This is a genomic window from Microbacterium sp. AC145 (genome assembly GCF_979258505.1).
The window spans coordinates 1,472,414-1,498,818 of the sequence record NZ_OZ409859.1 but is presented as its reverse complement, the minus strand read 5'-3'; the positions used below and the strand labels follow the sequence as shown (position 1 = coordinate 1,498,818).

The 26,405-nt window shown below is 66.7% G+C and carries 21 protein-coding genes; 15 read left to right on the top strand and 6 right to left on the bottom strand.

Features of this window, described 5'->3' with window-relative positions:
- Positions 1 to 188: 188 nt before the first annotated feature.
- The 9 genes from rpsB (at position 189) to ACZZZN_RS07345 (ending at position 6,897) form a co-directional block, all read left to right on the top strand.
- Entirely contained in the window at positions 189 to 1,124 is a 936-nt protein-coding gene (gene rpsB / locus ACZZZN_RS07385) for a 30S ribosomal protein S2 (RefSeq protein WP_463504521.1), read from the top strand.
- A gap of 42 nt (positions 1,125 to 1,166) precedes the next feature.
- A complete protein-coding gene (gene tsf, locus ACZZZN_RS07380) occupies positions 1,167 to 1,994 on the top strand; it encodes a translation elongation factor Ts (RefSeq protein ID WP_463504520.1) in 828 nt (275 codons plus the stop codon).
- A 91-nt stretch (positions 1,995 to 2,085) separates the two neighbouring features.
- Positions 2,086 to 2,802, top strand: a complete 717-nt coding sequence (pyrH, locus tag ACZZZN_RS07375) for a UMP kinase (protein ID WP_463504519.1) — start codon at positions 2,086 to 2,088, stop codon at positions 2,800 to 2,802.
- Positions 2,803 to 2,868: 66 nt separating this feature from the next.
- Complete coding sequence (gene frr, locus ACZZZN_RS07370; protein WP_463504518.1) at positions 2,869 to 3,423, top strand: ribosome recycling factor; 555 nt, start codon at positions 2,869 to 2,871, stop codon at positions 3,421 to 3,423.
- A 5-nt stretch (positions 3,424 to 3,428) separates the two neighbouring features.
- Positions 3,429 to 4,568, top strand: coding sequence for a phosphatidate cytidylyltransferase (locus ACZZZN_RS07365; protein ID WP_463504517.1), 1,140 nt, complete (start codon positions 3,429 to 3,431; stop codon positions 4,566 to 4,568).
- Positions 4,568 to 5,152, top strand: a complete 585-nt coding sequence (locus ACZZZN_RS07360) for a DivIVA domain-containing protein (protein WP_463504516.1) — start codon at positions 4,568 to 4,570, stop codon at positions 5,150 to 5,152. The genes ACZZZN_RS07365 and ACZZZN_RS07360 overlap by 1 nt, the downstream gene beginning before the upstream one ends.
- Before the next feature lie 66 nt (positions 5,153 to 5,218).
- Entirely contained in the window at positions 5,219 to 5,884 is a 666-nt protein-coding gene (locus ACZZZN_RS07355; RefSeq protein WP_463504515.1) for an aggregation-promoting factor C-terminal-like domain-containing protein, read from the top strand.
- A gap of 9 nt (positions 5,885 to 5,893) precedes the next feature.
- Positions 5,894 to 6,181 carry a hypothetical protein gene (locus tag ACZZZN_RS07350; RefSeq protein WP_463504514.1) on the top strand — a complete coding sequence of 96 codons (288 nt, stop codon included), beginning with the start codon at positions 5,894 to 5,896 and terminating at the stop codon, positions 6,179 to 6,181.
- Between the two features lie 2 nt (positions 6,182 to 6,183).
- The gene (locus ACZZZN_RS07345; protein ID WP_463506563.1) at positions 6,184 to 6,897 is read left to right on the top strand and encodes an alpha/beta hydrolase; all 714 of its coding nucleotides are present in this window, start codon (positions 6,184 to 6,186) and stop codon (positions 6,895 to 6,897) included.
- Here the strand turns inward: ACZZZN_RS07345 and ACZZZN_RS07340 are convergent.
- Positions 6,894 to 7,955 carry an AI-2E family transporter gene (locus ACZZZN_RS07340; RefSeq protein ID WP_463504513.1) on the bottom strand — a complete coding sequence of 354 codons (1,062 nt, stop codon included), beginning with the start codon at positions 7,953 to 7,955 and terminating at the stop codon, positions 6,894 to 6,896. The genes ACZZZN_RS07345 and ACZZZN_RS07340 overlap by 4 nt on opposite strands.
- A 182-nt stretch (positions 7,956 to 8,137) precedes the next feature.
- Here ACZZZN_RS07340 and ACZZZN_RS07335 point away from each other — a divergent pair, with 182 nt between their 5' ends.
- The gene (locus ACZZZN_RS07335) at positions 8,138 to 10,105 is read left to right on the top strand and encodes a glycosyl transferase (RefSeq protein ID WP_463504512.1); all 1,968 of its coding nucleotides are present in this window, start codon (positions 8,138 to 8,140) and stop codon (positions 10,103 to 10,105) included.
- A complete protein-coding gene (locus tag ACZZZN_RS07330; protein ID WP_463504511.1) occupies positions 10,102 to 11,037 on the top strand; it encodes a tetratricopeptide repeat protein in 936 nt (311 codons plus the stop codon). Before ACZZZN_RS07335 ends, ACZZZN_RS07330 begins: the two co-directional genes overlap by 4 nt.
- A 15-nt stretch (positions 11,038 to 11,052) precedes the next feature.
- Here ACZZZN_RS07330 and glgB read toward each other — a convergent pair whose 3' ends face one another.
- From glgB to glgX, 3 genes are all read right to left on the bottom strand, one after another.
- A complete protein-coding gene (glgB, locus tag ACZZZN_RS07325; protein ID WP_463504510.1) occupies positions 11,053 to 13,257 on the bottom strand; it encodes a 1,4-alpha-glucan branching protein GlgB in 2,205 nt (734 codons plus the stop codon).
- A complete protein-coding gene (locus tag ACZZZN_RS07320) occupies positions 13,254 to 15,317 on the bottom strand; it encodes an alpha-1,4-glucan--maltose-1-phosphate maltosyltransferase (protein WP_463506562.1) in 2,064 nt (687 codons plus the stop codon). The genes glgB and ACZZZN_RS07320 overlap by 4 nt, the downstream gene beginning before the upstream one ends.
- 76 nt (positions 15,318 to 15,393) lie before the next feature.
- Complete coding sequence (gene glgX / locus ACZZZN_RS07315; RefSeq protein ID WP_463504509.1) at positions 15,394 to 17,466, bottom strand: glycogen debranching protein GlgX; 2,073 nt, start codon at positions 17,464 to 17,466, stop codon at positions 15,394 to 15,396.
- Positions 17,467 to 17,560: 94 nt separating this feature from the next.
- Here glgX and ACZZZN_RS07310 point away from each other — a divergent pair, with 94 nt between their 5' ends.
- The 4 genes from ACZZZN_RS07310 to ACZZZN_RS07295 are packed head-to-tail and all read left to right on the top strand — an operon-like array spanning position 17,561 to position 22,683.
- Entirely contained in the window at positions 17,561 to 18,736 is a 1,176-nt protein-coding gene (locus ACZZZN_RS07310; protein WP_463504508.1) for a cysteine desulfurase family protein, read from the top strand.
- A gap of 9 nt (positions 18,737 to 18,745) precedes the next feature.
- Positions 18,746 to 19,843 (top strand): tRNA 2-thiouridine(34) synthase MnmA, encoded by a 1,098-nt coding sequence (mnmA, locus tag ACZZZN_RS07305; protein ID WP_463504507.1) that lies wholly within the window; start codon positions 18,746 to 18,748, stop codon positions 19,841 to 19,843.
- 42 nt (positions 19,844 to 19,885) lie between these two features.
- On the top strand, positions 19,886 to 22,201 hold the full coding sequence (gene ligA / locus ACZZZN_RS07300; RefSeq protein WP_463504506.1) for an NAD-dependent DNA ligase LigA: 2,316 nt from the start codon (positions 19,886 to 19,888) through the stop codon (positions 22,199 to 22,201).
- Positions 22,198 to 22,683 carry a hypothetical protein gene (locus ACZZZN_RS07295; protein WP_463504505.1) on the top strand — a complete coding sequence of 162 codons (486 nt, stop codon included), beginning with the start codon at positions 22,198 to 22,200 and terminating at the stop codon, positions 22,681 to 22,683. Before ligA ends, ACZZZN_RS07295 begins: the two co-directional genes overlap by 4 nt.
- A gap of 109 nt (positions 22,684 to 22,792) precedes the next feature.
- Here the strand turns inward: ACZZZN_RS07295 and ACZZZN_RS07290 are convergent, their stop codons facing one another.
- Together ACZZZN_RS07290 and ACZZZN_RS07285 are read right to left on the bottom strand one after the other, a co-directional pair.
- On the bottom strand, positions 22,793 to 24,625 hold the full coding sequence (locus tag ACZZZN_RS07290; protein WP_463504504.1) for a DEAD/DEAH box helicase: 1,833 nt from the start codon (positions 24,623 to 24,625) through the stop codon (positions 22,793 to 22,795).
- Between the two features lie 47 nt (positions 24,626 to 24,672).
- Complete coding sequence (locus tag ACZZZN_RS07285; protein WP_463504503.1) at positions 24,673 to 26,373, bottom strand: long-chain-fatty-acid--CoA ligase; 1,701 nt, start codon at positions 26,371 to 26,373, stop codon at positions 24,673 to 24,675.
- Between the last annotated feature and the right edge of the window lie 32 nt (positions 26,374 to 26,405).

Here is a 26,405-nt window from a genome sequence, read left to right as displayed (position 1 = left end):
TGTATGATTGACGAGCACCTCGATCTCGAGGTGACTACGCGTGCCCAGAGCGACTCAGGTCGTGGCATCCACTCCCGCAGGTCCTGCTACAGCGCAGGTGGGGGTGCGCCGGGCACCAGGAAGTTCGATCGTCTGATCGACTTGACAACCTCAACGGCGCAGAATCGCGTCAGAACCAGGAGACGACCATGGCTGTGGTCACCATCCGCCAGCTGCTCGACAGCGGCGTGCACTTCGGACATCAGACCCGTCGGTGGAACCCGAAGGTCAAGCGCTTCATCCTCACCGAGCGCAGCGGCATCCACATCATCGACCTCCAGCAGTCGCTCGGCTACATCGACAAGGCCTACGACTTCGTCAAGGAGACCGTCGCCCACGGTGGCACCATCCTCTTCGTCGGCACGAAGAAGCAGGCGCAGGAGATCCTCGCCGAGCAGGCGACCCGCGTGGGCCAGCCCTTCGTGAACCAGCGCTGGCTCGGTGGACTCCTCACGAACTTCCAGACGATCTCCAAGCGTCTCGCACGCATGAAGGAGCTCGAGGAGCTCGACTACGAGACGCCGGCGAACAGCGGCTTCACCAAGAAGGAGCTGCTCCTCAAGAAGCGCGAGCTCGACAAGCTGCACAAGTCGCTCGGCGGTATCCGCAACCTCACCAAGACGCCGTCGGCCATCTGGGTCGTCGACGCCAAGCGCGAGCACCTCGCGATCGATGAGGCCAAGAAGCTCGGCATCCCGGTGATCGGAATCCTCGACACCAACGCCGACCCGGATGACTTCCAGTACCCGATCCCCGGCAACGACGACGCGATCCGCTCGGTCTCGCTGCTGACCCGCATCATCGCGGACGCCGCCGCAGAGGGCCTTCAGCAGAAGCACAACCCCGACACGGGTGACGCTGAGCCGCTCGCCGACTGGGAGAAGGAGCTCCTCGAGGCTCCGGCCGAGGACGCTGCTGCTGAGGCTCCGGCCGAAGAGGTTTCCGCTGAGGCTCCGGCCGAGGACGCTGCTGCTGAGGCTCCGGCCGAAGAGGCTGCAGCTGAGGCTCCGGCCGCAGAGGCCGAGACCGCCGAGACTCCCGCAGCTGAGGCCGACGAGGCCCCCGCTGAGGCAGACTCCAAGTAATTCCGCGACCACCACACATCACGAAGCAAGGAGCCACCACACATGGCCAACTTCACCATCGCCGACCTCAAGGCGCTGCGTGAGCAGCTCGGCACGGGAATGGTCGACACCAAGAAGGCGCTCGAGGAGGCTGACGGAGACGTCGAGAAGGCCACCGAGATCCTGCGCCTGAAGGGTGCCAAGGGCAACGCGAAGCGTGCTGACCGTTCGACCAGCGAGGGCCTCATCGTCGCTCGCGAGCAGGATGGCGCTGTGACGCTCATCGAGCTCGCCTGCGAGACGGACTTCGTCGCGAAGAACGAGCGATTCATCGCGCTGGCCGACAAGGTCGCCGACGCTGTCGCAGCCGTCAAGGCCGACTCGGTCGAGGCTGCGCTCGCTGCTCAGGCAGGCGACAAGAGCGTCGAGCAGGTCATCTCGGAAGAGGCCGCGATCATCGGCGAGAAGGTCGAACTGCGCCGTGCGCGTACGATCTCGGGCGACAAGGTCGAGGTCTACCTCCACCGCACGAGCAAGGACCTGCCGCCGCAGATCGGTGTCGTCGTCGCCTACTCGGGTGACGACGCCGAGACGGCCCGCAGCATCGCACAGCACATCTCGTTCGCGAACCCGTCGTACCTCTCCCGCGAGGACGTTCCGTCCGACGCAGTGGAGAAGGAACGCGAGATCGTGACCGAGATCTCCCGCAACGAGGGCAAGCCGGAAGCGGCTCTTCCCAAGATCGTCGAGGGCCGTGTCTCCGCGTTCATCAAGCAGGTCGCACTGCTCGAGCAGGACTACGCGAAGGACAACAAGCTCTCTGTCGCCCAGGTGGCGAAGGACGCCGGTATCACCGTGACGGACTTCGCGCGCTTCAAGGTCGGCGCGTAACATCGTCGAAGGGGTTCGGATCAACGCGATCCGGACCCCTTCTTCATGCCCAGAAGGCACTATCTTGAATCCAGACGAGAGGATCACCCCCATGACCGAAGGCAATGGACGCCGTCGCGTTCTTCTGAAGCTCTCCGGTGAGGCGTTCGGCGCCGGCCAGCTGGGAGTCAACCCCGACGTCGTCAGCCAGATCGCTCGCGACATCGCGGCAGCTGTCGACCGCGTCGAGATCGCCATCGTGGTCGGTGGCGGCAACTTCTTCCGGGGTGCGGAACTCAGCCAGCGCGGCATGGACCGCGGACGAGCGGACTACATGGGCATGCTCGGCACCGTGATGAACGCACTTGCCCTGCAGGACTTCCTCGAGCAGGCCGGTGCGCCGACGCGCGTGCAGTCCGCCATCTCCATGACGCAGGTCGCCGAGCCGTACATCCCGCTGCGCGCGGAACGCCACATGGAGAAGGGCCGCGTGGTCATCTTCGGTGCTGGTGCCGGCCTGCCTTACTTCTCGACCGACACGGTCGCGGCGCAGCGTGCGCTCGAGATCGGCGCGGAGGAGGTCCTCGTCGCCAAGAACGGCGTCGACGCCATCTACACCGCTGACCCGAACAAGCACGCGGATGCCGAGCGCATCGAGCGCGTCACCTATCGCGATGCGCTGCAGCGCGGACTGAAGGTCGTCGATTCGACCGCGTTCAGTCTCTGCATGGACAACAACATGGACATGCGCGTGTTCGGTATGGAGCCCGCGGGCAACGTCACCCGTGCGCTCCTCGGCGAGCACATCGGAACTCTCGTCACGGCCTGAGCGCCTGACTGGGCTCTCGGTCCCTGGCCGATAGAATTGCTTCACACCCCGACGATAGGAGTCACCGTGATCGCGGATGTCCTCGCAGAAACCACCTCACGTATGGCCCGAGCGGTCGACGCAGCCAAGGAGGACTTCTCCACCGTGCGCACGGGGCGGGCGAACCCGCAGCTCTTCCAGAAGGTCTTGGTCGACTACTACGGAACACCCACGCCGCTCGCACAGCTCGCCTCGTTGGCGAACCAAGAGGCACGGACGCTCATCATCACGCCGTACGACAAGTCCGCGCTGAAGGCGATCGAGCAGGCCATTCGCGATATGCCGAACCTCGGGGCGAACCCGACCAATGACGGCAACCTCGTGCGTGTCACGATGCCCGAGCTCACGGCCGAGCGTCGCAAGGAGTACGTCAAGCTCGTCAAGGCGAAGGCCGAGGACGCGAAGGTTCATGTCCGCGGCATCCGTCGCAAGGCGAAAGATGACCTCGACGCGCTCAAGAGCGAGGTCGGCGAAGACGAGATCGCTCGCGGTGAGAAGGACCTCGACGCACTCACGCGCCAGCACGTCGACCTGATCGACGACGCACTCAAGCGCAAAGAGGCCGAACTGCTCGAGGTGTAGGCGGGATGTCAGACGATTCCACCGGTGCTGGCGTCGACCAGCCGAACACGCGCCGAGAGGCACGTGACTCTTCGGCGTCGCCTGGAGGTGTCCCGCTCGCGGGCGAATCAGTCCCCGCTTTCGACAGCGCGTCGGTTCCGCCGCGTCCGCCGTTGCCTGCTCGCGAATCCGATGTGCCGGTAGCGGCACTGGATACCGGGGATCACAGCGCGATCCGCGACCAGTGGCGACTGGCGCGCGATGAGCTGGGCACTCATGTCCTGAACGCGCGTGGCCAGTTCGATCAGGCGAACGAGCGCATCAAGGAGCGGACCGGGCGCGATCTCGTGCTCGCGATCCTGATCGGCCTCGCATTCGGGGGCGCTCTGCTGGCCTCGCTTCTGTTCATCAAGGTTCTCTTCGTGCCGTTCGCTCTCGCGGCTGCGCTCCTCGGCGTCTACGAGCTCGCACTCGCGCTGCGCACCGCCGGAAGACGGGTCGATGTGGCTCCGCAGCTCGGCGCCGCAGGTCTCCTCGTGCTCACAGCGTTCTTCGTCGACGTGTGGCTCGTCTGGGTGATGCTGTTCATCGCCGTTGCCGTGGTGATCGTCTGGCGACTCGTCGCCCAGATGATCACGAAAGACGGTCGGACCTACGGCGACGTGCTCACCGATGCGGTCGTCGCCGGGTTCATCCAGATCTACGTCCCGTTTCTCGCCGCTGTCGCGCTGATCCTGCTCAAGCAGGACGGCGGTCAGTGGTGGGTGCTGAGCTTCATCGCGATCGCTGTGGTCGCCGACACCGGCGCTTACGCCGCAGGCCTGGCATTCGGTCGCCATCCGATGGCCCCACGCATCAGTCCCAAGAAGACCTGGGAGGGATTCGGCGGTGCTGTGGTGGGGTCGATCGCCGCGGGCGTTCTGCTCGCGATCTTCCTGCTCGGTCTGCCATGGTGGATCGGAGTCATCTTCGGAATCGCGATCCTGCTGTCGGCGACGCTGGGCGATCTCGGTGAATCCATGCTCAAACGCGATCTCGGGATCAAGGATATGAGCTCATGGCTTCCCGGACACGGCGGTCTTCTGGATCGGCTGGACAGCATCCTGCCGTCGACGATCCCCGCGTTGTGTCTGTACTTCCTCTTCTCCTCCTGGACGGTGCTGTGATGACTTCCGACGACATGACCGCCGCTGAAGGCAGCGCGCGCACGGCCCCGGCTTTCTCTCTGACGAGCGGGCGAGACAAGGGCTACCACAGGGCGGCCGTCGACACCTTCCTCTCCGCCGCGCGAGCCGCCTTCGAGAACTCAGACGGAGAGCTGAGCGCGGCAGATGTGAGAGTGGCGTCCTTTCCACTCGTCAAAGACGGTTACGTGGTCGCGGAGGTCGATGCCGCGCTCGGCAGAGTGGAAGACGCGCTGGCTGCCCGAGAGCGTGACCAAGCCGTGCGTTCGCGCGGAGCCGGTGTGTGGGTCGACCAGGCGCGTGGTGACGCGCAGGTCATCCTCGATCACCTCGCTCGTTCGCCGCGTCATCGCTTCGCCCGAACCAACGTCCTGACCTTCGGCTACCGGGTCGATGAGGTCGATCATGTCGCCGGTCGCATAGTCCGGTATCTCCGTGACGGTGAGTCGCTCTCCGCCGAACAGCTCCGTTCCGCAGCCTTCCGCATGCAGCGGGGCGGTTACCGTGAGGAGCAGGTCGACGCTCTTCTCGACGCGACGGTCGACGTGATCCTGGCTGTTCGCTGAACGTTCCCGTGGCCGCGCTGAGACTCACCCGGTAGACTCCCTCCTATCGTGAACCCCCGAGACGACATGAGCCTGAAGCGAGAAGACGTGACGCCGGTGCGATCAGCGCCGGCTCTTTCGGTGCGCAAGGGATCACGGAAGCACACGCTGGCGGGTATCGTCAGTGCGTTGGCAGTCATCGGGTTCGCCGGTGCGATGGTGGCGCCCACCGGGGTGGCGCTCGCTGAGCAGCCGGCCGAAGTGACGCCGGAGTCGGCGTACTCGCTCGCGCTCGCGGACACCCAGAACCTCACGGTCACTTCGGGAGGCGCGGCCATCGCGCCGGTGCAGCGTGGCACGTTCACGGTCTACGTGACGCCCACTCCCACCCCGACGCCCACTCCGACCGAGAAGTCGCCGTCGTCGCCGGGTGACGGCGGTGGTGGTGGCGGCGGACCGCTGTTCTACACGGGCGGGGGCGCTCCGGCCGAGTGGATGTCGGCCGCGGGGATCGCCGAGGGCGACTGGGGCTACGTCGATTACATCGTCTCCCGCGAGAGCGGATGGAATCCGAACGCCACGAACAAGTCTTCCGGCGCATGCGGACTCGTCCAGGCGCTGCCCTGCAGCAAGGTTCCCGGCAACGGCTACGACCCGATCGACAACCTGCGCTGGGCGACGGGATACGCGACCGGTCGGTACGGCAGCTGGGCAGGCGCGCACGCGTTCTGGACGAAGAACCACTGGTGGTGAGCGGCATCCATGCCCCGCTCGCACCGCCGCCGTCAGACGCGCCCCGATTCTGAAGACTCGCTCGATCGCTTGCTCGCCTCCTGGAAACGCACGGAGGTGCGTCGAGGAGCTGAATGGACTGTGCAGCCGGTCTCTGCGGTACAGGCGCAGAAAGAGTACAGCTGCCCGGGATGCAGTCGCATGATCGAGCCCGGAACCGCGCATCTCGTCGCCTGGCGGGCGGACGGGGTCCTCGGAGCGGCCGCCGACCTGGCGGCGCGCCGACATTGGCACACACACTGCTGGAGGATGGCGTGAGCATCGAGATCCGTGGACCCCTCGAGTTGCCGGCGCGGCGCGAGGACATCGAACTGACGACCGCAGATGAGCTCACGCTCGTCGGGGAACTCGCCGTGCCGGAGGTGACGGCCCCGGTCGCGACGCTCGTCACTCTGCATCCGCTGCCCACGGCCGGTGGCTTCATGGACTCTCACATCCTTCGCAAGGCGGCAGCGCGGCTTCCCGCGACGGCCGATCTCGCCGTGCTGCGGTTCAACACCCGGGGCACCAGCTCACCTCGTGGAACGAGCGAAGGGCAGTTCGACGGGGGAGCAGCTGAGCAGTTCGACGTCGCCGCCGCGATGGACTTCGTCCGCGACCGAGCACTCCCGCGTCCGTGGCTTCTCGGCTGGTCGTTCGGAACGGAGCTCGCTCTGAAGTATGGCCGCGAGCATGACATCGAGGGGATCATCCTCCTCTCCCCGCCCCTGCATCGGGCGACGGACGACGAGGTCGCCGCATGGGCGGAGTCGGGTTTGGAAGTCATCGTCCTCGTTCCTGAGCTCGATGACTACCTTCGGCCGGACGAAGCTCGAGAGCGTTTCGCGTCGATCCCGCATGCGACGTTGATCGCGGTCGAAGGCGGAAAGCACCTCTGGGTGGGGGAGACGCAGACGCGACGTGTCCTGACCGAGATCGTCGCGGCGGTCAACCCCGCAGCCCTTCCGCTCCCCACGACCTGGCCGGCGGTCTAGAGCTCGTTCATCCGGGGGATCAGCACCTGGCGGTAGATGATCAGGATGCTGGCCGCTACGGGGATGGCGATGAGTGCGCCGAGGAGGCCGAGCAGGCTACCCCCCGCGAGCGCGGCCACCACGACGACGGCTCCGGGAACAGCGACCGCGCGGCTCATGATCCTCGGCGAGATGATGTAGGCCTCGAGCTGCATGTAGATCAGATAGTAGATCGCCGCCGCGATCGCGGTCGCGGGGGAGCCCAGTCCCGGGATCAGGCAGACGAGCACGATGATCGTCGATCCGGTCAGTGTGCCGACGAGAGGGATCAAGGAGAAGAAGAACGCGATCACAGCGAGGACCGCGGGGAACGGGGCGTCGATGATGGTCAAGAAGATCATGCTCAGCACGCCGTTGATGACTCCCTGCGACACCTGGCCCATGACGTAGTAGCCGACGGAGTCGGTGATCTGCTCGGCGAGGTCGATGAAGCGCTCGCGCTTCGAGGCAGGAGCCAGCTGATAGACGGCTCTCTTCAGGGACGGCGTGGACGCCGTGAGGTAGATCGTGAGGATCAGCACGATGAATGCGCCGAACAGTCCGCTGACGACCGCGCCGCTCACTGCGAGCACGCCCTGGCCGATCGAGCCGCCGATCTGCGCGACGTTCGTCTCGAGCCAGTTCGCGACATAGGCGAAGACCTCGTCCACCTTCAGATTGGGGAAGGTGTCGACCATCCATTCACGCAGGTCTTCGAGGAATGTGCCGCGCTGCACGATCGCGGTGATCTGCGCGATGAGCTGCGAGATCTGATCGACCAGAACCGGGAGCACGATGAGCACCACTCCGGCGAAGACACCGAGGACGGCGACGATGGTGATCAGGACCGCCAGCCAACGGGGGAGCCTGCGACGCTCGAGAAAGCTGACGAGCGGGTCGAGTCCGAGGCTGAGGAACAGCGCCGTGCCGACATACAGCAGCACGGTCGACAGGCTCTCGACACTCCCGATGAGCAGGATCCCCAGACCGACGCCGAGGGTCGCGACCAGGGCGGTGCGGAACGGGTTGTGGATCTTCATCGCGACTCCTCGGGAAAAGGGGGTGCTGCAAGGGTATCCACAGGCTCGGCCGGGACCCGGCGCGACGTGCCGCCAGCTCTCCGAGGTCGGACCTCGTGGGCAACACACAGGTGATTTCGATAGTCTGGAACGTCGAGTGTTGCGACTCGGGCAGGCGTCCGGGGCGCGTGAGGAGACTATTCGTGCGTTTCGTATGGGCCGTGGTGGCCTTCGTGCTGGCCGCGGGACTGATCGGTGCAGGCATCGCGCAGCGAACCATTTTCCAAGGTCCGTCGAGCCAGAAGGTCACCGTCGACGTCGCTGATCCCGCGCCTTTCGTGCTGATGGACGGTGAAGTGCTGCGGGAGAATCCGGGGGCTCAGACCCTCAAGATCCGCGGTGACGGAGAGATCTTCGCGGCGTACGGCCGCACCGCCGACATGGAGGCATGGCTCTCGGACACCGAGTACAACCATGTGACCGCCGGTGATCCCGGCGAGCTCGATGTCGAGTTCGTGGAGCCGACGGCGGAAGACACGGCGACAGAACCCGCTCCAGAGGAGACTCCTGCAGCGGCTCCGGGGGACGCCGTTGAACAAAGCGCGCCGCCCGCGGAGTCCCCAGGCCGCAACCCTGCGGGATCTGACCTGTGGCTCGACTCGTTCACCGAGACCGATTCGATGGATGCCGACCTTCAGGTGCCGGAGGGCGTGAGCGTGCTCATCGCCTACGACGGTGTGCAGGATGCGCCGGACGACATCTCACTGTCATGGCCCCTCGACAACTCGACCCCCTTGGCCGGACCGCTCATGGCGGGTGGAGCGGCGGTACTGGTCGTCGGCCTCGTTCTCTATGTCCTCGGCATCCGCCATCAGCGTCGCGGTCGAGGACCCCGACGCAAGGGACCCGGGCCTCTTCCGGTCACCGAGCCGATCGACCTCGCTCAGCTGCCGCCCGCAGAGCGCGCGGCTATCGAACGCCCCGACCCGTCGTCCGCCTCCGAGCCCGCCGAGGGCGACGAAGCGCTCCCCGAAGGCGACTCGAGCGGAAGTGCCAGACCACGCTCCGAAGGAACGTCGACCGAGATGCGAGGCCGTGCGCCCGCGCGCCGCCGACGCTTGTTCGTCTTTCCCGCGATAGCACTCACAGCGTTGCTGGCGACCGGATGCTCCGCGGATTCGTGGCCGCAGATCGGGGGAGCCACGCCATCGCCGACGCCGACCGAGACCGTGATCGCACCTGACAACCAGAAACCCCCGGCAGTGACCGAGGCGCAGGCGCAGAAGATCCTGCAGAACACGGCTGCCACGATCAGCGAAGCGGATGCCGCGATGGACATCGACCTCGCCGGCACGCGCCTCGACGGCCCGGCGTTGACGGCGCGAACCACCGAGTACGCGTTGCGAACCGCACTGCCCGAGACGACACCGCCGTCGGCGATCCCGACAGAGGACGTCGAAGTGGTGCTGCCCGAGGCGACGGATCGCTGGCCGCGCACTGTGCTCATGCTCTCGAAGAGCGAGGGAGACGACACGGTTCCGCCCGTGATCCTGACGATGACGCAGGACGATCCTTGGTCGAACTACCAGATCACGAACATGGCCGAGATGTCGGCCGATGCGGTGTTCCCCGATGTGGCGGCCACCTGGCTCGGCACATCGCTCGTACCGGACGACTCGGCGTTCCTCAGCATCCCCCCGGGGGAGCTCGCGGCGACATTCGCTGATGTGGTCGACGCCGGCGAGCAGAGCGCCGCCTACGGCCTCTTCGATGATCTTGCTCTGAACCTCGCCAAGTCCATTCAGGACAGTCGCCAGGCTGTCGTACAGAACCTCGCAGACAACGGCGCAGCCGAGACCTCTCAGACGGCCTTCGACATCGCACCTTCCGATGACGCTCCGGTATCGCTCGCGACGCTCGGCAGCGGCGCGATCGTGGCGGTGTCGCTGATCGACAACGAGACCGTCACGCCTACCTCGGCCGATGCGGTCATCCGATTCGGTGAGAATGCGCAGGTGAAGGCGCTGACCGGTGTCAGCGAATCCGCCAAGGGCGTGACGACCCGTTACGAATTCCAGCTGTTCTTCTCCGTTCCCGCGCAGGGTTCGACCGAGCAGATCCGACTCCTGGCAGTGCGTCAGGACCTTCTCTCCGCCGAGGTGCTCAAGTGACCGATATCTCTCCCGCAGCCCTGCGTGGCGCCGTCGACCTCTCCACCCTTCGCAACAGGCCGTCCGCGCCTCCTGCGGGCGCGCCGACCTCCGGTGGATCGGTACCCGACCTCGTGGTCGATGCCACGGACGAGTCGTTCGGTCAGATCCTGGAGATCTCCCGCACGGTGCCGGTGGTCGTCGACCTGTGGGCTGAGTGGTGCGGCCCCTGCAAGCAGTTGAGTCCGATCATCGAGAAGGTGACCCGCGAACTCGACGGCAAGGTGCTGCTGGCGAAGGTCGACGTCGACGCCAACCCGCAGCTCGCGCAAGGTTTCCGTGCTCAGTCGATCCCGATGGTGGTCGCGTTGATCGCAGGACAGCCCGTGCCGATGTTCACCGGTGCGGTGCCTGAGCAGCAGGTGCGGGAAGTGTTCGCACAGCTGTTGCAGCTGGCCGCTCAGAACGGTGTCACCGGCACGCTGCCCGGCGCCGGACAGGATCGCTCCGCCGAAGAAGACGCTCCGGTGGAACCGCCGATGCCGCCTCTCCACGCTGAGGCGTTCGCCGCGATCGAGATCGGCGACTACCGATCGGCCGTTGCCGCGTACGAGAAGGCGCTGTCAGAGAATCCCCGTGACGAGGACGCGATCGCCGGTCTCGGACAGGTGCGTCTGCTCGACAGGGTTCAGAATCTCGATCTTCAGGAGGCGCGCGCGGCAGCTGCCGCTGCCCCTCTCGACCCCGAAGCCCAGTTCGCGGTCGCGGATCTCGATCTCGCAGGCGGACATGTCGATGACGCGTTCGGTCGTCTGCTCGATCTGTTCGCGCAGCTGCCGTCGGATCAGCGCAGCGCAGTCCGCGAGCGGCTCATCGAGCTGTTCGGTGTGATCGGAGCAGCCGACCCGCGCGTCGTCTCCGCGCGCAATCGGCTCTCCTCGCTGCTGTTCTGACCGATCTCCCGACGGTCACCCGCGGGTGACCGTCGGGACATGCGGATCGCTCTCATAGCGCAGCCAGATCGTCGAGAGTGCGGGCAGAGTGATTCGCGCCTCGGCGGTGCTCCCACCGTCGCTGTGTCCGACGACCATGCCGAGGTTCCCTGACCCGCGGCCACCGAACGCTGCCGCGTCCGTGTTGAGGATCTCGTGCCATACGCCCTCTCGCGGAAGGGCGAGCGGGTGATTCGTCCGCTCGATTCCGGCGAAGTTGCTGATGACTACGACTCGACCACCGTGGGCATCGCGCCGCTCGAATGCGACGATGGAGGGATCCCACGTCGGCGCCCCGAGGCGGGAGAAGGACGAGCCGTCATTGTCTCGTTCCCACAGAGGGGACTGCGCGCGATAGGTGTGGTTGAGCTGGCCGACGAAATCCTGCAGCTGGGCGTGCGACGGCTGGTCGAGGAGCCACCAGTCGAGCTCGCGTGACTCCGACCACTCAGCGAGCTGGCCGAACTCCTGCCCCATGAAGAGAAGCTTCTTGCCGGGGTGTCCCCACATGTACGCGAGGTATGCCCGGACGTTCGCCAGCTTGTGCCAGTGATCTCCCGGCATCTTCGCGAGCAGACTGCCTTTGCCGTGGACGACCTCGTCATGACTGATGGGGAGCAGATAGTTCTCGCCGAAGGCATACACGAACGAGAACGTCATCTCACCCTCGTGATGGGCTCGGTACATCGGATCCCTCTCGATGTACTGCAGCGAGTCGTTCATCCAGCCCATGTTCCACTTGAACCCGAACCCGAGTCCGGCGTGGTCGGTCGGCGCCGTGACACCGGGGAAGCTCGTCGACTCCTCGGCGATCATGAGCACGCCCGGGTGAAGCCGGTAAGCGGTGGCGTTGACCTCCTGGAGAAAACGGATCGCCTCGAGATTCTCGCGGCCGCCGTGGATGTTCGGCTCCCACTCGCCGTCGTTGCGGGAATAGTCGAGGTAGAGCATCGAGGCGACGGCGTCGACCCGGAGCCCGTCGACGTGGAACTCCTCGAGCCAGAAGAGAGCGTTCGCGACGAGGAACCCTCGAACCTCGGGGCGACCGTAGTCGAAGATGAGGGTGCCCCAGTCCTGGTGCTCGCCGCGTCGGGGATCGGGGTGCTCGTAGAGGGCCTGCCCGTCGAACCTCGCCAGAGCGAACGCATCCTTCGGGAAATGGCCGGGCACCCAGTCCATGATCACGCCGATGCCGGCCTGGTGCAGGCGATCGATCAGGTAGCGCAGGTCGTCGGGGCTGCCGAAGCGGCTCGTCGCGGCGTAGTAGCCGCTCACCTGGTAGCCCCAGGAGCCGCCGAAGGGATGCTCGGCGAGCGGCATGAACTCGATGTGGGTGAAGCCCGCGGCGGTCACGTGTGCGATCAGGGGGTCGGCTGCGTCGCGATAGCTCAGACCGGCGCGCCAGGATCCCAGATGCACCTCGTAGACCGACAGTGGCTGCGCGACGGCATGGGTCGCGGCTCTGCGGGTCATCCAGGCGCCGTCCGACCAGGCGAATGTCGACTCGGTGACCACGGATGCGGTCTCCGGAGGAACCTGCGCGGACTGGGCCATCGGGTCCGCCTTGAAGATCCAGGCACCGTCGCGCGTCCGGATCTCGTACTTGTAGGTGGTGCCGACCGGGAGATCGGGGATGAACAGCTCCCAGATCCCGCTCACGCCCATCGAACGCATCGCGTGAGGCTCGCCGTTCCAGCCGTTGTGGTCACCGACCACCCGCACAGCGGTGGCGTTGGGAGCCCACACGGCGAAGGCCACACCTGCGTCGCCCTCCACGACACGTGCATGCGCGCCCAGCACCTGCCACAGGCGTTCGTGACGCCCCTCGGCGATCAGATGCACATCGACGTCGCCCAGCGTCGGGAGATGCCGGTAAGGGTCGCCGCTGACCGTCTCGTCATCGTCTCCGTATGCCGTCGCGATCCGGTACGGCACCGGAGGGCCATCATGATGGCCCTCCCAGATACCGTGCGCGACGTGGTCCAGGTCGAGGCGGGTGCCGTCGCCGAACACGGCTGCCACCGTCGCTGCGAGCGGACGACGGGCTCGGATGACGGTGACCGTGCGGTCGCCCGCATCGGTGAACGGGTGCGCACCCAGCACCGAGTGCGGGTCGTGGTGGGATCCTGCCGCCACCGCGGCCCATTCCGACGACGTCGTCGCATCTTCCAGGTAGCTCATGAACGCTTCCTCACCTTCAGGATGTGCACTGGCTCGGCGAAGGCGTCGAGGCGCACGTAGTTGTGGTCGGTCCACGTCCAGACGGCTCCGGTGAGGAGGTCCTCGACGTCGAAGGATTCGCCCAGAGGAACTCCCCAGATCGTCGTGTCGAGGTGGACCGTGGTCTCCCGCACCGAGTGGGGATCGACGTTGGCGACCACGAGGATCGTGTCCGCGGTGCCCGTTCCCGTGAACGCGGCATCGAGATGCTTGCTGTAGACGAGCACCGAGTCGTCATCGCTCCAGTGGACCGAGAGATTGCGAAGCTGACGAAGAGCCGGGTGTGCGCGTCGGATCTCGTTCAGACGACGCAGAAGGGGGGCGAGCGAGTCGCCCGCGGCTTCGGCTCCCTCCCAGTCGCGAAGCTTGTACTCGTACTTCTCGTTGTCGATGTTCTCCTCGGACCCGGGACGGGCGACGTTCTCGAAGAGCTCATAACCCGCGTACACGCCGTACACCGGGGCCGCGGTCGCACCGATGCAGGCGCGGATGCGGTACGCGGCACGCCCCCCGAACTGCAGGTACTCGGTGAGGATGTCGTGGGTGTTCACGAAGAGGTTCGGCCGCATGTAGTCGCTGGTCTCGTGCGACACGGCCGAGAGGAACTCCTCGAGTTCTGCCTTGGTGTTTCGCCACGTGAAGTAGCTGTAGCTCTGCTGGAATCCGACCGCGGCCAGTGCTCGCATGACGGCGGGGCGGGTGAAGGCCTCAGCGAGGAAGATCACATCGGGGTCGGCGGCGTTCACCGTGGCGATCAGCCACTCCCAGAACTGCAGCGGCTTGGTGTGCGGATTGTCCACACGGAAGATCTTCACGCCCTCGCGCACCCAGTGCTGCACGATCCGGAGCATCTCCTGGTAGATGCCGGCCGGGTCGTTGTCGAAGTTCAGCGGGTAGATGTCCTGATACTTCTTCGGCGGATTCTCCGCATACGCGATCGTTCCGTCGGGAAGAGTCGTGAACCATTCCGGGTGCTCTGTGACCCAGGGGTGATCAGGAGACGCCTGCAGGGCGAGATCGAGGGCGACCTCCAGCCCTTCAGCGCGCGCCGCCCGCACGAAGGCTCGGAAATCGGCCGGCTTGCCGAGCTCGGGATGGATCGCGTCGTGGCCACCCTCTGCGGAGCCGATCGCGTAGGGCGATCCGGGGTCGCCGGGCTCGGTGGTCAGCGTGTTGTTGCGCCCCTTGCGGTTGGTGATCCCGATCGGGTGGATCGGCACCAGATAGATGACGTCGAACCCCATCGCGGCGACGGCCGGCAGGCGCTTCGCAGCTGTTCGAAAGGTGCCGCCCTTGATCGAGCCGTCCTTCAGCCGTCTGGCCCCCTCTGATCGGGGGAAGAACTCGTACCAGGCGCCGACCCCCGCTGAGGTCCTCTCGACGAGCAGGGTGTGTGTCGCAGACATGGAGCGCAGCGTCGTCAGCGGCCGCTCGAGGAACACCCGGGCGAGCTCGGCATCCGTCGACAGCGCGATCGTCGTCGCAGCGTCTCCTTCCAAGATCGCGGTGGCGTCGGCGGCGAGGCGCTTGCGCTGTGCGAGAGGGCGGTCCTTCTCCGCGGCGGCGCGGGTGAGGAGCTCGGCACCGAGAGCGGCCATGACCGGTACGTCCACACCGGCCGCCACCTTCAGCTCGGCGGCGTGGGCCCAGGTCGCGAAGTCGTCGGAGAACGCCTCGAAGCGGAACATCCATCGGCCCTGGACGTCGATCGCGACCTCGGCACTCCACCTGTCGGTGCCGTCCAGCAGGGGGGAGAGGCGATGGAGGGACTCCTCGCCGTCCGGCGAGGTCAGCCGCAACTGCACACCGATCAGGTCGTGCCCCTCGCGGAAGGCGACGACGCTGAAGGGCACGACCTCTCCCACGAAGGCCTTGGGCGCGAACCCACCGGGAACAACGGGTCTCGCGTCCACTAGCGGAATGCGAGTGGCGCGGAGCGAGTCACCGTCCGATATGGCGCCCAGAGGACGCAGAGGGATCTGAGCGGGGCTCCGGAGAGCCTTGGGACTGGTGCTGCTCATACGTGCGGCCACCCCCCGAATGTACCGCTACCGACGCACCGCGGGTAGCGAGCGGACGGCTTCGGCGCGCCGCAGGTCATTCGACGCGGAAGAGCCTCATCGAAGTGCCGGGAATGGGCAGGATGTCGCCGGGCGCGAACGTCTCACCGTCGGCGCCGGGGCGCTCGTCGGCGCTCGACCACAGCGACACGAACCGGGTCGCGTCCTCGAGTTCCTCGGGCAGCCGTACGTCGATCGGCGACTCCGTGCCGTGCACGATCAGGAGGATCCGATTGGCTGCTTCACGATCCGGAGTGGATGCGGCGACGTACTGCAGCGTGCGGTTGCCCGGGTCTGCCCACTGCTCGCTCTCCATCGTCTCGCCGTTCTGATCGAACCAGTCCATGACGGACGCGTTCGGGATGTGCTCGCCGAGTCGGGCGTAGCGGCTCGGTCGCAACGCGGGGTTCTCGGAGCGCAGCTCGATCAGCCTGCTGACGTGAGCTCGCAGATCTTCCTGCCACGGCTCGGGATCCCAGCCGAGCCAGGTCATCGCGGAGTCCTGTGCGTAGGCGTTGTTGTTGCCCCGCTGCGTGCGCCCGACTTCGTCACCCGCGGTGAGCATCGGGATTCCCGCGGACAGCAGAAGCGTGCCCAACAGGTTGCGCATCGCCTTGCGTCGAGCCGCGAGGATGGCCGGGTCGTCTGTCGGACCCTCGATCCCGTGGTTGAACGCGCGGTTCATATCGGCGCCGTCGCGGTTGTGCTCGCCGTTCGCCTCGTTGTGCTTGACGTCGTACGACACGAGATCGTGCAGGGTGAAGCCGTCGTGCGCCGTCACGAAGTTGATGCTCGCGAGCGGTCCGCGCTCGTCGGCGAAGGTGTTGGAGGAGCCTGCGAGACGGGTCGCAAAACCACCGATGCCGACCGGCGCCGACGCTCTGCGCGCATAATCGATGTCACTCAGCCAGAAGTTGCGCACGCGGTCGCGGTAGCGGTCGTTCCACTCCAGCCAGCCCCTCGGGAAGTTGCCCGTCTGCCACCCGCCCATGCCGACGTCCCACGGCTCGGCGATCAGCTTCGTCTCCTTGAGGATCGGATCGTTCGCGATCGCCGTGAGCAGCGGGTGGTCGGGGGTGTAGGTGTGCGAGCCGTCGCGCGCGATGGCGGCGGCGAGATCGAACCGGAACCCGTCGATCTGCATCTCCTGGGCCCAGTAGCGCAGCGAGTCGAGGACGAGGCGGGCGCCGGCATCCGTCGAGGTGTCGAGCGTGTTTCCGCAGCCGGTCGTGTCGATGTAGGCCCCGGACGCGTCCTGACGGTAGTAGCCGGCGTTGTCGATGCCCCGCAGACTCGAGCGAGGACCACCGAGCCCCTCTTCCGAGGTGTGGTTGTAGACGACGTCGAGGATGACTTCGAGACCGGCCTCGTGGAGCAGTCGCACCATTCCCTTGAACTCGGCGAGCACGGCCTCAGGGCCCCCCTTTCGCGCGTCTTCCGTCGCGTACGCGTTGTGGGGCGTGAAGAAGTTGAGGGTGTTGTACCCCCAGTAATTGGTGAGTCCGCGCTCGAGCAGGCGGGGCTCAGGCACGAACGCATGCACGGGGAGAAGCTCGATCGAGGTGATGCCGAGTTCATGGAAGTACTCGATCATCGCGGGGTGGGCGAGACCCGCGTATGTCCCGTGCAGTGCAGGGGGCACGTCCGGCTGACGCTTGGTGAGACCCTTCAGATGGCCCTCGTAGATGACGGTGCGATCGAGAGAGATGCGGGGCTTGACCGAGTCGCCCCAGTCGAAGCCGTCGACGATCACGACGGAACGCCACTCCTCGTAGCCGTCGCCCTGGGCGAGTCCGCGCGCATACGGGTCGAGGAGGAGGGTCTCGGGATTGAAGGTGTTGCCGGGACCGTGAGGACCGCCGACGCGGATCGCGTAACGGGTGCCCGGCTGCAGCAGCTCGGTCGTGACCTCCCAGACACCTCCCGGGAGTCGCTCGAGGTCGACCTGATCGGTCACCCAGTCCAGGTCGGTGGCATCGAAGACGACGAGCTCGATGGAGGACGCGTTCTGCGACCAGACGCGGAGGGTTCCGACGCCGTCGTGAAGGCGAACGCCGAGGTGGTCGAGTGCAGTACCGCCGGGCACGGTGATGTCTCGGATCGCGGGCATGAATACACCATAGGGGTCTGCGCTCGGGTCTCAGGACAGCATGCACTCAGTTCCATGTGCGCTCCTGCGGGCGAAAATGGGGGAGAGTTGAGGGATGCAGCACTATCTCGATCACGCCGCCACGACCCCGCTGCGCCCGGAGGCGCGCGAGGCGTGGCTGGACGCGAGCGCGATCGTCGGCAACGCGTCGTCGACGCACGGAGCGGGGCAAGACGCCAGGCGCTTGCTGGAGGAGTCTCGTGAGCGGGCCGCCGCGGTGCTCGGGTCCGATCCGATCGAGGTGGTCTTTACTTCCGGAGGCACCGAGTCGATCAACCTCGCGCTGCAGGGGCTGTGGCAGGCGCGGCCCGCAGGGACCGACGCGATCGTGATGCCGGATGCCGAGCATCACGCGACCATGGACACGGTGGAGGCGCTGGTCGGAACGGGAGCGGTTCTACGCGCTGTTCCGGTATATCGCACAGCGGCGATCGATTCGGCCGCATTCGCCGCACAGCTTCCGGGGGCGGCGCTGGCCACCGCACTGGTCGCCAACAACGAGTCCGGGACCATCAACGACGCCGCGATACTGGCCTCATCGGCCGCGGCCGCGCGGGTTCCGCTGCACCTCGATGCCGTGTCGGCACTCGGACACGTTCCGTTGTCCTTCCGCGCCCTGCGCGGCGACGCCGCGAATGCCGTCGGTCTGGTCGCGATGAGCGTCGCCGGTCATAAGATCGGCGCGCCCGTCGGCGTCGGCGCCCTCATCACGTCGCGCACCGCGCGCCTCGCGGCCGTCATTCGAGGCGGTGCGCAGCAACGCGGCCTGCGCGCGGGGACCCAGGACGTCGCGGGTGCGGCCGCGTTCGCGGTCGCACTGGAGCTCGCCGAGGCGGAGCGGCTGACGGAGAACGTCCGGCTGAGCTCGATGCGCGATCGACTGGTCGACGGCATCCTCGCCCGTCTTCCCACCGCCGAAGTCCTCGGGGATCGCGTCGAGAGGCTTCCGGGCAATGCGCACATTCTGTTCCCCGGCGCAGTGGGGGAGAGTCTGCTCTTCCTGCTCGACATGGCGGGGATCGCCGCATCGACAGGATCCGCATGTCAGGCGGGGGTGGCAGAGCCGTCACATGTGGTGATGGCCATGGGACGCAGCGAACAGGATGCGCGCAGTGTGCTCCGATTCTCGCTCGGGCGTACATCCACGGATGCGGACATCGATGCGGTCCTCGCGTCGATCGCCGACGCGTACTCCCGCGCATCCGGCTCCGGCTCAGCCGCACGCTCGTAGACTGGATCCATGAGGATTCTTGCGGCCATGAGTGGCGGGGTGGACTCCGCCGTCGCTGCCGCGCGTGCGGTCGAAGCCGGTCACGACGTCGTCGGCGTGCACCTGGCGTTGTCCCGAGCCGGGGGAACCCTGCGCACGGGCAGCCGAGGATGCTGCACGATCGAGGATGCGCTCGATGCCAGACGCGCAGCCGACCTCCTCGGCATCCCCTTCTACGTCTGGGACTTCTCGGAGAGGTTCCGCGAAGACGTGATCGCCGACTTCGTGTCGGAGTATCAGGCAGGGCGCACACCGAACCCCTGCATGCGCTGCAACGAGAAGATCAAGTTCGCCGCCCTCCTCGAGCGTGCGATCGAGCTCGGCTTCGACGCCGTGTGCACCGGCCATTACGCCACCCTCATCCCGACGGATGCCGGCCTCGAGCTGCATCGCGCAGCCGACAACGCCAAGGACCAGTCATACGTGCTCGGGGTGCTGACGGCCGAGCAGCTCGCCCACACCTACTTCCCGCTCGGAACGACGCCTTCGAAGGCCGTCGTACGGGCAGAGGCCGCGGAGCGCGGGTTGACCGTCGCCCAGAAGCCCGACAGCCATGACATCTGCTTCATCCCCGACGGCGACACCCGCGGTTGGCTGGCCGAGAAGGTCGGCACGGCCACAGGCGAGATCGTCGACCGCACGGGTGAGATCGTGGGTTCGCACGAGGGTGCACACGCGTTCACCGTGGGTCAGCGTCGTGGGCTCAAACTCGGTGTTCCGGCCGCTGACGGCAAGCCGCGATTCGTGCTCGAAGTGCGTCCGGTATCGAACACGGTGGTCGTCGGACCGAAGGAGGCCCTCGCGATCCGCGAGATATCCGGCGAGCGCTTCAGCTGGGCGGGAGCTGCTCCCGTGGAGTCGGAGTTCGACTGCGAGGTGCAGATCCGCGCTCACGCCGAGCCCGAGGTCGCTCGAGCCTTCGTGACATCCGAGGGCGTGCGTGTCGTGCCACAGGAGCCGCTCAACGGCGTCGCGCCCGGACAGACGGCGGTGCTCTACGTCGGCACGCGCGTGCTGGGCCAGTTCACGATCGACCGCACGGTGTCGGCGGTACCGGTCGACGCGTAGCGCCTCCCTCGGGATGTCGGCGGCCGCTCGTAGACTGGCGGAGTGCCGGAGAACATCTCGCTGGAAGACGCCCGTATCGAAGCCGACGAGCTGACCACTCGCATCCTCGAGGCGAAGGACGCGTACTATGGGCGCGACACCTCCGTCGTCGACGACTCCACCTACGACGGCTGGATGCACCGGCTCGAGGAGCTCGAGCGACTGCATCCGGAGCTGCAGGGCCAGGACTCGCCCACCCAGATGGTGGGCGCAGCCGAGGCGACAGGGCTCGCCACCATCGAGCACGCCGAGCGCATGCTGAGCCTCGACAACGTGTTCTCGATCGATGAACTCCGCGAGTGGGCAGTGAAGACGCGCGCGTCCGCGGGGCGAGATGTCGACTGGCTCACCGAGCTTAAGATCGACGGCCTCGCAATCAATCTGCGCTACGAGAACGGACGCCTGACGTCGGCGGCGACACGGGGCGACGGACGCGTCGGTGAGATCGTCACCGAGAACGCCCTGCGTCTTCCCGAGATCCCTGTGCAACTCGATGGCGACGGGCACCCCGAGATCGTCGAGGTCCGCGGAGAGGTGTTCATCCCCGTGGCCGCCTTCGAACGTCTGAACGCCGCGCAGGCCTCGTTCCGCGATCGGGCGTATGCCGATGCGTTGGCCCGTTGGGATGCGCGAGGCGGTGCGAAGAAGCCGTTCGACGAAGAGAAGGCGCGCACCGCGGCAGCACGGCGGTTCCCTTCGTTCGCGAACCCAAGGAACGCGGCGAGCGGCGGTCTGCGTCAGCAGATCGACAAGAAAGACGGGCTGGAGCTCGAAGCGGGGATGCTGCGCATCGAGTCACTCGCGCTCTACGTGCACGGCATCGGAGCGTGGGAGAATCCTCCGGTCGCCGCGCAGAGCCAGGTCTATGAGCAGCTCGCCGAGTGGGGGCTGCCCACGAGCCCGCACACGAAGGTCTGCACGAGCATCGACGAGGTCGCGGCGTTCGTCGAGTACTTCGGAGAGCACCGTCACGACATCGAGCACGAGCTCGACGGCATCGTCGTCAAGGTCGATGAACTCTCGCTGCACGACGAGCTCGGTGCCACGAGCAGGGCTCCGCGGTGGGCGATCGCGTACAAGTACCCGCCCGAAGAGGTGCAGACGAAGCTCCTCGACATCGTCGTCTCCGTCGGCCGTACCGGGCGCGCCACGCCGTTCGCGGTGATGGCGCCCGCCCACGTCGCAGGGTCCGTCGTCAGACAGGCGACCCTGCACAACAAGGACGTCGTGAAGGCGAAGGGTGTGCTGATCGGTGACACCGTCGTGCTGCGCAAGGCGGGAGACGTGATCCCCGAGGTCCTCGGCCCTGTCGTCGAGAAACGCGACGGCACCGAGCGCGAGTTCGTGATGCCGGCGGACTGCCCCGAATGCGGAACGCCGCTGCGCGCGATGAAAGAGGGCGACATCGATCTGCGTTGCCCGAACGCGCGGTCATGCCCCGCCCAGGTGCGCGGCCGCGTCGAGCACATCGGATCCCGCGGCGCTCTCGACGTCGAGGCGCTGGGCGAGGTCACGGCAGCCGCTCTGACACAGCCGACGTTCCCGGAAGTTCCTCCTCTCGAGACCGAGGCCGGCCTGTTCGCTCTCACCCTCGACGAGATCGTGCCGATCGAGCTGTTCGTGCGCGATGCCGAGACCGGGTTGCCGAAGGAAGACGACGACGGTCTCGTCAAGACCCGCGCACCGTTTCGCCGGAATCCCAGCGCGGCGGAGAAGAAGTCCGGCCTCGAGGGCCCCCAGCCGTCGTCGCAGGCGCTCACGCTTCTCGCCGAGCTCGAGAAGGCCAAGACCAAGGATCTCTGGCGTCTTCTCGTCTCGCTGAACATCCGTCACGTCGGGCCCGTCGCCGCCCGAGCGCTCGCGCAGTGGTTCGGTTCGCTCGACGCCATCCGCGCGGCGTCTCGAGAAGAACTCGCTGCGGTCGAGGGTGTCGGCGGCATCATCGCCGACTCGTTGCTCGCCTGGTTCGACGTCGACTGGCATCAGGAGATCGTGATGCAGTGGACGCAGGCCGGCGTGCAGTGGGCCACGCCCGGACACCCCGGACCCGGCGCGGCGGTCATCGAGGGCGGTGTGCTCGACGGGCTCACCATCGTGGCGACGGGCTCGCTCGACGGCTACACGCGCGACGGCGCACAGGAGGCCATCATCAAGGCCGGCGGAAAAGCGGCGTCGAGCGTCTCGAAGAAGACGGACTTCGTCGCGGCCGGCCCGGGGGCGGGATCGAAGCTCGGCAAGGCGGAAGAGCTCGGCATCCGCATCCTCGACGCGGCGCAGTTCCACATCCTCGTCACCGAAGGGCCGGACGCGCTCGGATGAAGCGCTACGGGCCGCTGATCGTCGTTCCCGGCGCTCTGGCCGTCGGTGACCCTGGTCGTCATCACCTTCGTCTCACCCCGGATGCCGTGATCTTCCGCGAAGGCACCGAGAACCGAGGGATCGTGCCGTGGAGCCAGGTCGATCGGGTGCTTCTCGACCTTCCGGTGACGCGATTCAGGCTGCCGGGTCTCGCGAGCACGATCGTGCTCGGTGCGCTGACGTTCCTCGCCCTCTCAGACCTCGGAATGGATCCGGATGACGGCACCGTCGACGTGCTGATCGACGGGGAAGTGACCACCGCACCACTGAGCCGCCACCACATCGGCGGGTATTGGGCACCGACGGTCGACGGCGCCCACAGGCTGTTGCAGCACCTCATCGATCATCCGGAGCAGCGATCGCTGTTGGCTCGCCCTGCACCGCTCATCGATGTGGCGGCGCGTCTGGCCCGCAGCGCGGCGGCCGGAGCTTCAGGCTCCTGAGGTCGCTTCGCCGCGTCACCAGCGGGGTCGACGGATTCGACCGAGTCAACAAGAACGCGCCGCCCCTGACGAGGTCAGGGGCGGCGCGTTCTGTGCGTATGCCGCTGTGTCAGCCCTTGTGGCGGGGCTTGCGGAACGGCTTCTCGCCGCGCTCATCGTCACGAGCCGGACGCTCGTCACGGTCATAGCGCGGGCGATCGTACCCGCCACGGGCGCCGTCGCGAGGGCCGTCGTTGCGACGGCCTGCGGGGCCGCGGTCCGGCTTGATCTCGATCAGGCGACCCGAGATCCGGGTGTCCTTGAGCTTGTCGAGTACTGAGGAATCCATGTTCGCCGGGAGCTCCACGACGGTGAAGTCCGGGCGGATGTTTATGGCACCGAAATCGTCACGGCCGAGGCCGCCCTCGTTCGCGAGTGCGCCGACGATCTGGCGAGGCTCGACACGGTGGCGACGCCCGACCTCGATGCGGTACGGCTTGTAGTCACCGCGCCCACGACGCTCACGAGGCTCGCGGGTCTCTCGACGCTCGCCCTTGGTGTTCTCACGGGGCGGACGGTTGTCATACTCGACGGCCTTCGACAGCGGGTCGTCGGCCGGGTCGAGCAGCAGCGGAGTGTCGCCCTGTGCGACGACCGCGAGAGCAGCAGCCACATCGGCCTCCGGCACATCGTGGTTGCGCACGTAGTGATCGATGACGTCGCGGAACTTCTCGATCCGTGCGGCATCGCCGAGAGCCGCCGTGATCGCGTCGTCGAACCTGGTGAGACGTGTGGTGTTCACGTCGTCCAGAGTCGGCAGCTGCATCTGCGTGGGCTGCTGACGCGTGGCCTTCTCGATGGACTTCAGCAGGTAGCGCTCGCGCGGGGTGATGAAGCTGATCGCGTCTCCCGTGCGGCCGGCGCGTCCCGTGCGACCGATGCGGTGCACGTAGGACTCGGTGTCCGTCGGGATGTCGAAGTTGACGACGTGGCTGATGCGCTCGACGTCGAGACCACGCGCCGCGACATCGGTCGCGACGAGGATGTCGAGCTTGCTCGCCTTGAGCTGGTTGACGCTGCGCTCGCGCTGCACCTGGGGGACGTCGCCGTTGATCGCCGCCGCGGAGTATCCACGAGCTCGCAGCTTCTCGGCCAGCGTCTCGGTCTCGTTTTTCGTGCGGACGAACACGATCATCCCGTCGAAGTTCTCGACCTCGAGGATGCGGGTCAGCGCGTCGACCTTCTGCGCGTACGACACCACGAGATAGCGCTGCGTGATGTTGGTGCCGGTGGCGGTCTTCGACTTGATGCTGATCTCTTCGGGCTCGCGCAGGTACTTCTGCGCCAGACGACGGATCTGCGGGGGCATGGTCGCCGAGAACAGGGCGACCTGCTTCTCCTCGGGCGTCTGCGCGAGGATCTGCTCGACGTCTTCGGCGAAGCCCATCTTCAGCATCTCGTCGGCCTCGTCGAGCACCAGGTACTGCAGCTGGGACAGGTCGAGGGTGCCCTTGGCGAGGTGGTCCATGATGCGGCCGGGGGTTCCGACGATCACGTGCACGCCGCGGCGGAGTGCCGACAACTGCACGCCGTAACCCTGTCCGCCGTAGACGGGGAGGACGTGCACGCCCTTCATCTTCGAGGCGTACGACTCGAACGCCTCGCAGACCTGCAGAGCGAGTTCGCGGGTGGGTGCGAGCACGAGGGCCTGCGGGGTCTTCTGCGATACGTCGAGGCGCTCGAGCACGGGGAGCGCGAAGGCCGCGGTCTTTCCGGTTCCGGTCTGCGCCATGCCGACGACGTCGCGACCGGAGAGGAGGGTCGGGATCGTAGCGGCCTGGATGGGGGAGGGGGTCTCGTAGCCGAGGTCCTTGATGGCCTTGAGGACGGGGCCGGTGATGCCGAGCTCCTCGAATCCAGGGGTCTCGGGGGCGTCGGTGGGCACAGCGTCTTCAGGAGTCACTGACCAAGGGTAGCGCTTCGCGGGATTCGGCGCCTGTGAGGGCGCCCTCAAGTTCCCGATGTCAGGGTCAGAAGCTTCTCCTTGACCTGACGGCGCAGCACCTTTCCGATCAGAGACTTCGGAAGCTCATCGACGATGAAGACGCGACGGGGCACCTTGTACGGGGTCAGGATGCTGCGCGCATACTCGCGGATGGCCTCGACATCGACATCCGTGTCTCCGTCGACGACGATCGCCGCGACGACCTCCTCGCCGGAGTGATCGCTCGGCAGTCCGACGACGGCGGCATCCGAGACCTGCGGATGCTGCCGCAGCGCGTTCTCGACCTCGGTGGGCGCCACGTTGAAGCCGCCGGTGATGATGAGCTCCTTGATTCGATCGACGATACGGATGAAGCCCGCGTCATCGACTGTGACGATGTCGCCGGTGCGGAACCACCCGTCGACGAAGACCGCCTCGGTCTCCTCCGGTTTGCCGTAATACCCGGAGAACACCTGAGGTCCGCGCACGAGAAGCTCGCCAGCCGAGCCAGCGGGGACATCGACGGTCGGGTTCTCGGGATCGACGACGCGGCATTCTGTGCCGGGCAGAGGGAGTCCGACGGTTCCAGGCACTCGGTTGTCTGCGACCGGGTTGGCCATCAGCACGGGGGAGCACTCGCTGAGCCCGTACCCCTCGACGAGGAAGCCGTGGGTCGCCGCCTCGAACGGGACGACGAGCTCGTGCGGCAGCGCCATCGCGCCGGAGATCGCGACCTCGATGCCCTCGAGCGAGACCCCCTTGGCGTTGGCGGCCGCCAGAAGCCGATCCGCGATCGGGGGCACGAGCGGCAGGAAGGTCGCCGGGTGCTTCTTCATCACGTCGAGCACGAGGTCGGGGTCGAACTTCGGGAACAGCACGAGGCGCGCCCCCATCGACATCGCGAACGTCAGGCACAGCGTGAGGCCGTACGCGTGGAACATCGGCAGCACTGCGTAGACGACGCAGCCCCTGCCGCGCTGGATCGACGGCACCCATGCCCGCGACTGTGCGGCGTTGGCGAGAAGATTCGCGTGAGTGAGCGCGGCACCCTTCGGAGTGCCCGTCGTTCCCGACGTGTACTGAATGATGGCGAGGTCGCCGGTGGTCGGCTTCGGATGCGTCGTGGCGATCGGGCCGGACTGCACGAGCGAGTCCCAGGTCACGGTTCCGCGGACGCGCTCGGTGAGGGCCGCGCGTGATTCCTTCGCCTTGGCCACAGGCAGGCGCAGCGCCACGCGGGTGAGAAGGGGCATGGCCCGGGTGACGTCGACGGAGACGAGGTTCGTCACCGCGAGGTCGGCCGGGAACTCCTGCACGGTCGAGACGACCTTGTTCCAGACGATCGCGTGCTTCGCGCCGTGATCCTCGAACTGCTTTCTCAGCTCCCTCGGCGTGTACAGCGGGTTGTGCTCGACGACCACAGCTCCGAGCCGGAGCACTGCGTAGAACGCGACGATGTGCTGCGGGCAGTTCGGAAGGACGATCGCCACCGGGTCGCCTGCCCGCACACCCCGTGCGCGCAGGCCCTCGGCAGCCCGGTCGATCGATTCCTGCAGCTGCGCGTACGTGGTCTCGCGCCCGAAGAACTGCAAGGCCGGTTCGTCCGGGTAATCGCGCGCAGAGGCGGCCACGATGTCGATGAGGGATCCGGAGACGGGGGCCAGGTCATCCGGGACGTCGTCGGCGTAGCTGGCGATCCACGGGCGGGGAGGCTGGTAGGAGCTCACCCGCCCAGCATAAGGCGGCCGTGCAGACGACA

Coding starts and splice junctions, on each gene's coding strand:
- rpsB (WP_463504521.1), top strand. CDS start 189: ATGGCTGTGGTCACCATCCGCCAGCTGCTCGACAGCGGCGTGCACTTC.
- tsf (WP_463504520.1), top strand. CDS start 1,167: ATGGCCAACTTCACCATCGCCGACCTCAAGGCGCTGCGTGAGCAGCTC.
- pyrH (WP_463504519.1), top strand. CDS start 2,086: ATGACCGAAGGCAATGGACGCCGTCGCGTTCTTCTGAAGCTCTCCGGT.
- ACZZZN_RS07365 (WP_463504517.1), top strand. CDS start 3,429: ATGTCAGACGATTCCACCGGTGCTGGCGTCGACCAGCCGAACACGCGC.
- ACZZZN_RS07360 (WP_463504516.1), top strand. CDS start 4,568: ATGACTTCCGACGACATGACCGCCGCTGAAGGCAGCGCGCGCACGGCC.
- ACZZZN_RS07355 (WP_463504515.1), top strand. CDS start 5,219: ATGAGCCTGAAGCGAGAAGACGTGACGCCGGTGCGATCAGCGCCGGCT.
- ACZZZN_RS07350 (WP_463504514.1), top strand. CDS start 5,894: ATGCCCCGCTCGCACCGCCGCCGTCAGACGCGCCCCGATTCTGAAGAC.
- ACZZZN_RS07340 (WP_463504513.1), bottom strand. CDS start 7,955: ATGAAGATCCACAACCCGTTCCGCACCGCCCTGGTCGCGACCCTCGGC.
- glgB (WP_463504510.1), bottom strand. CDS start 13,257: ATGAGCTACCTGGAAGATGCGACGACGTCGTCGGAATGGGCCGCGGTG.
- ACZZZN_RS07320 (WP_463506562.1), bottom strand. CDS start 15,317: ATGAGCAGCACCAGTCCCAAGGCTCTCCGGAGCCCCGCTCAGATCCCT.
- glgX (WP_463504509.1), bottom strand. CDS start 17,466: ATGCCCGCGATCCGAGACATCACCGTGCCCGGCGGTACTGCACTCGAC.
- ACZZZN_RS07310 (WP_463504508.1), top strand. CDS start 17,561: ATGCAGCACTATCTCGATCACGCCGCCACGACCCCGCTGCGCCCGGAG.
- mnmA (WP_463504507.1), top strand. CDS start 18,746: ATGAGGATTCTTGCGGCCATGAGTGGCGGGGTGGACTCCGCCGTCGCT.
- ACZZZN_RS07295 (WP_463504505.1), top strand. CDS start 22,198: ATGAAGCGCTACGGGCCGCTGATCGTCGTTCCCGGCGCTCTGGCCGTC.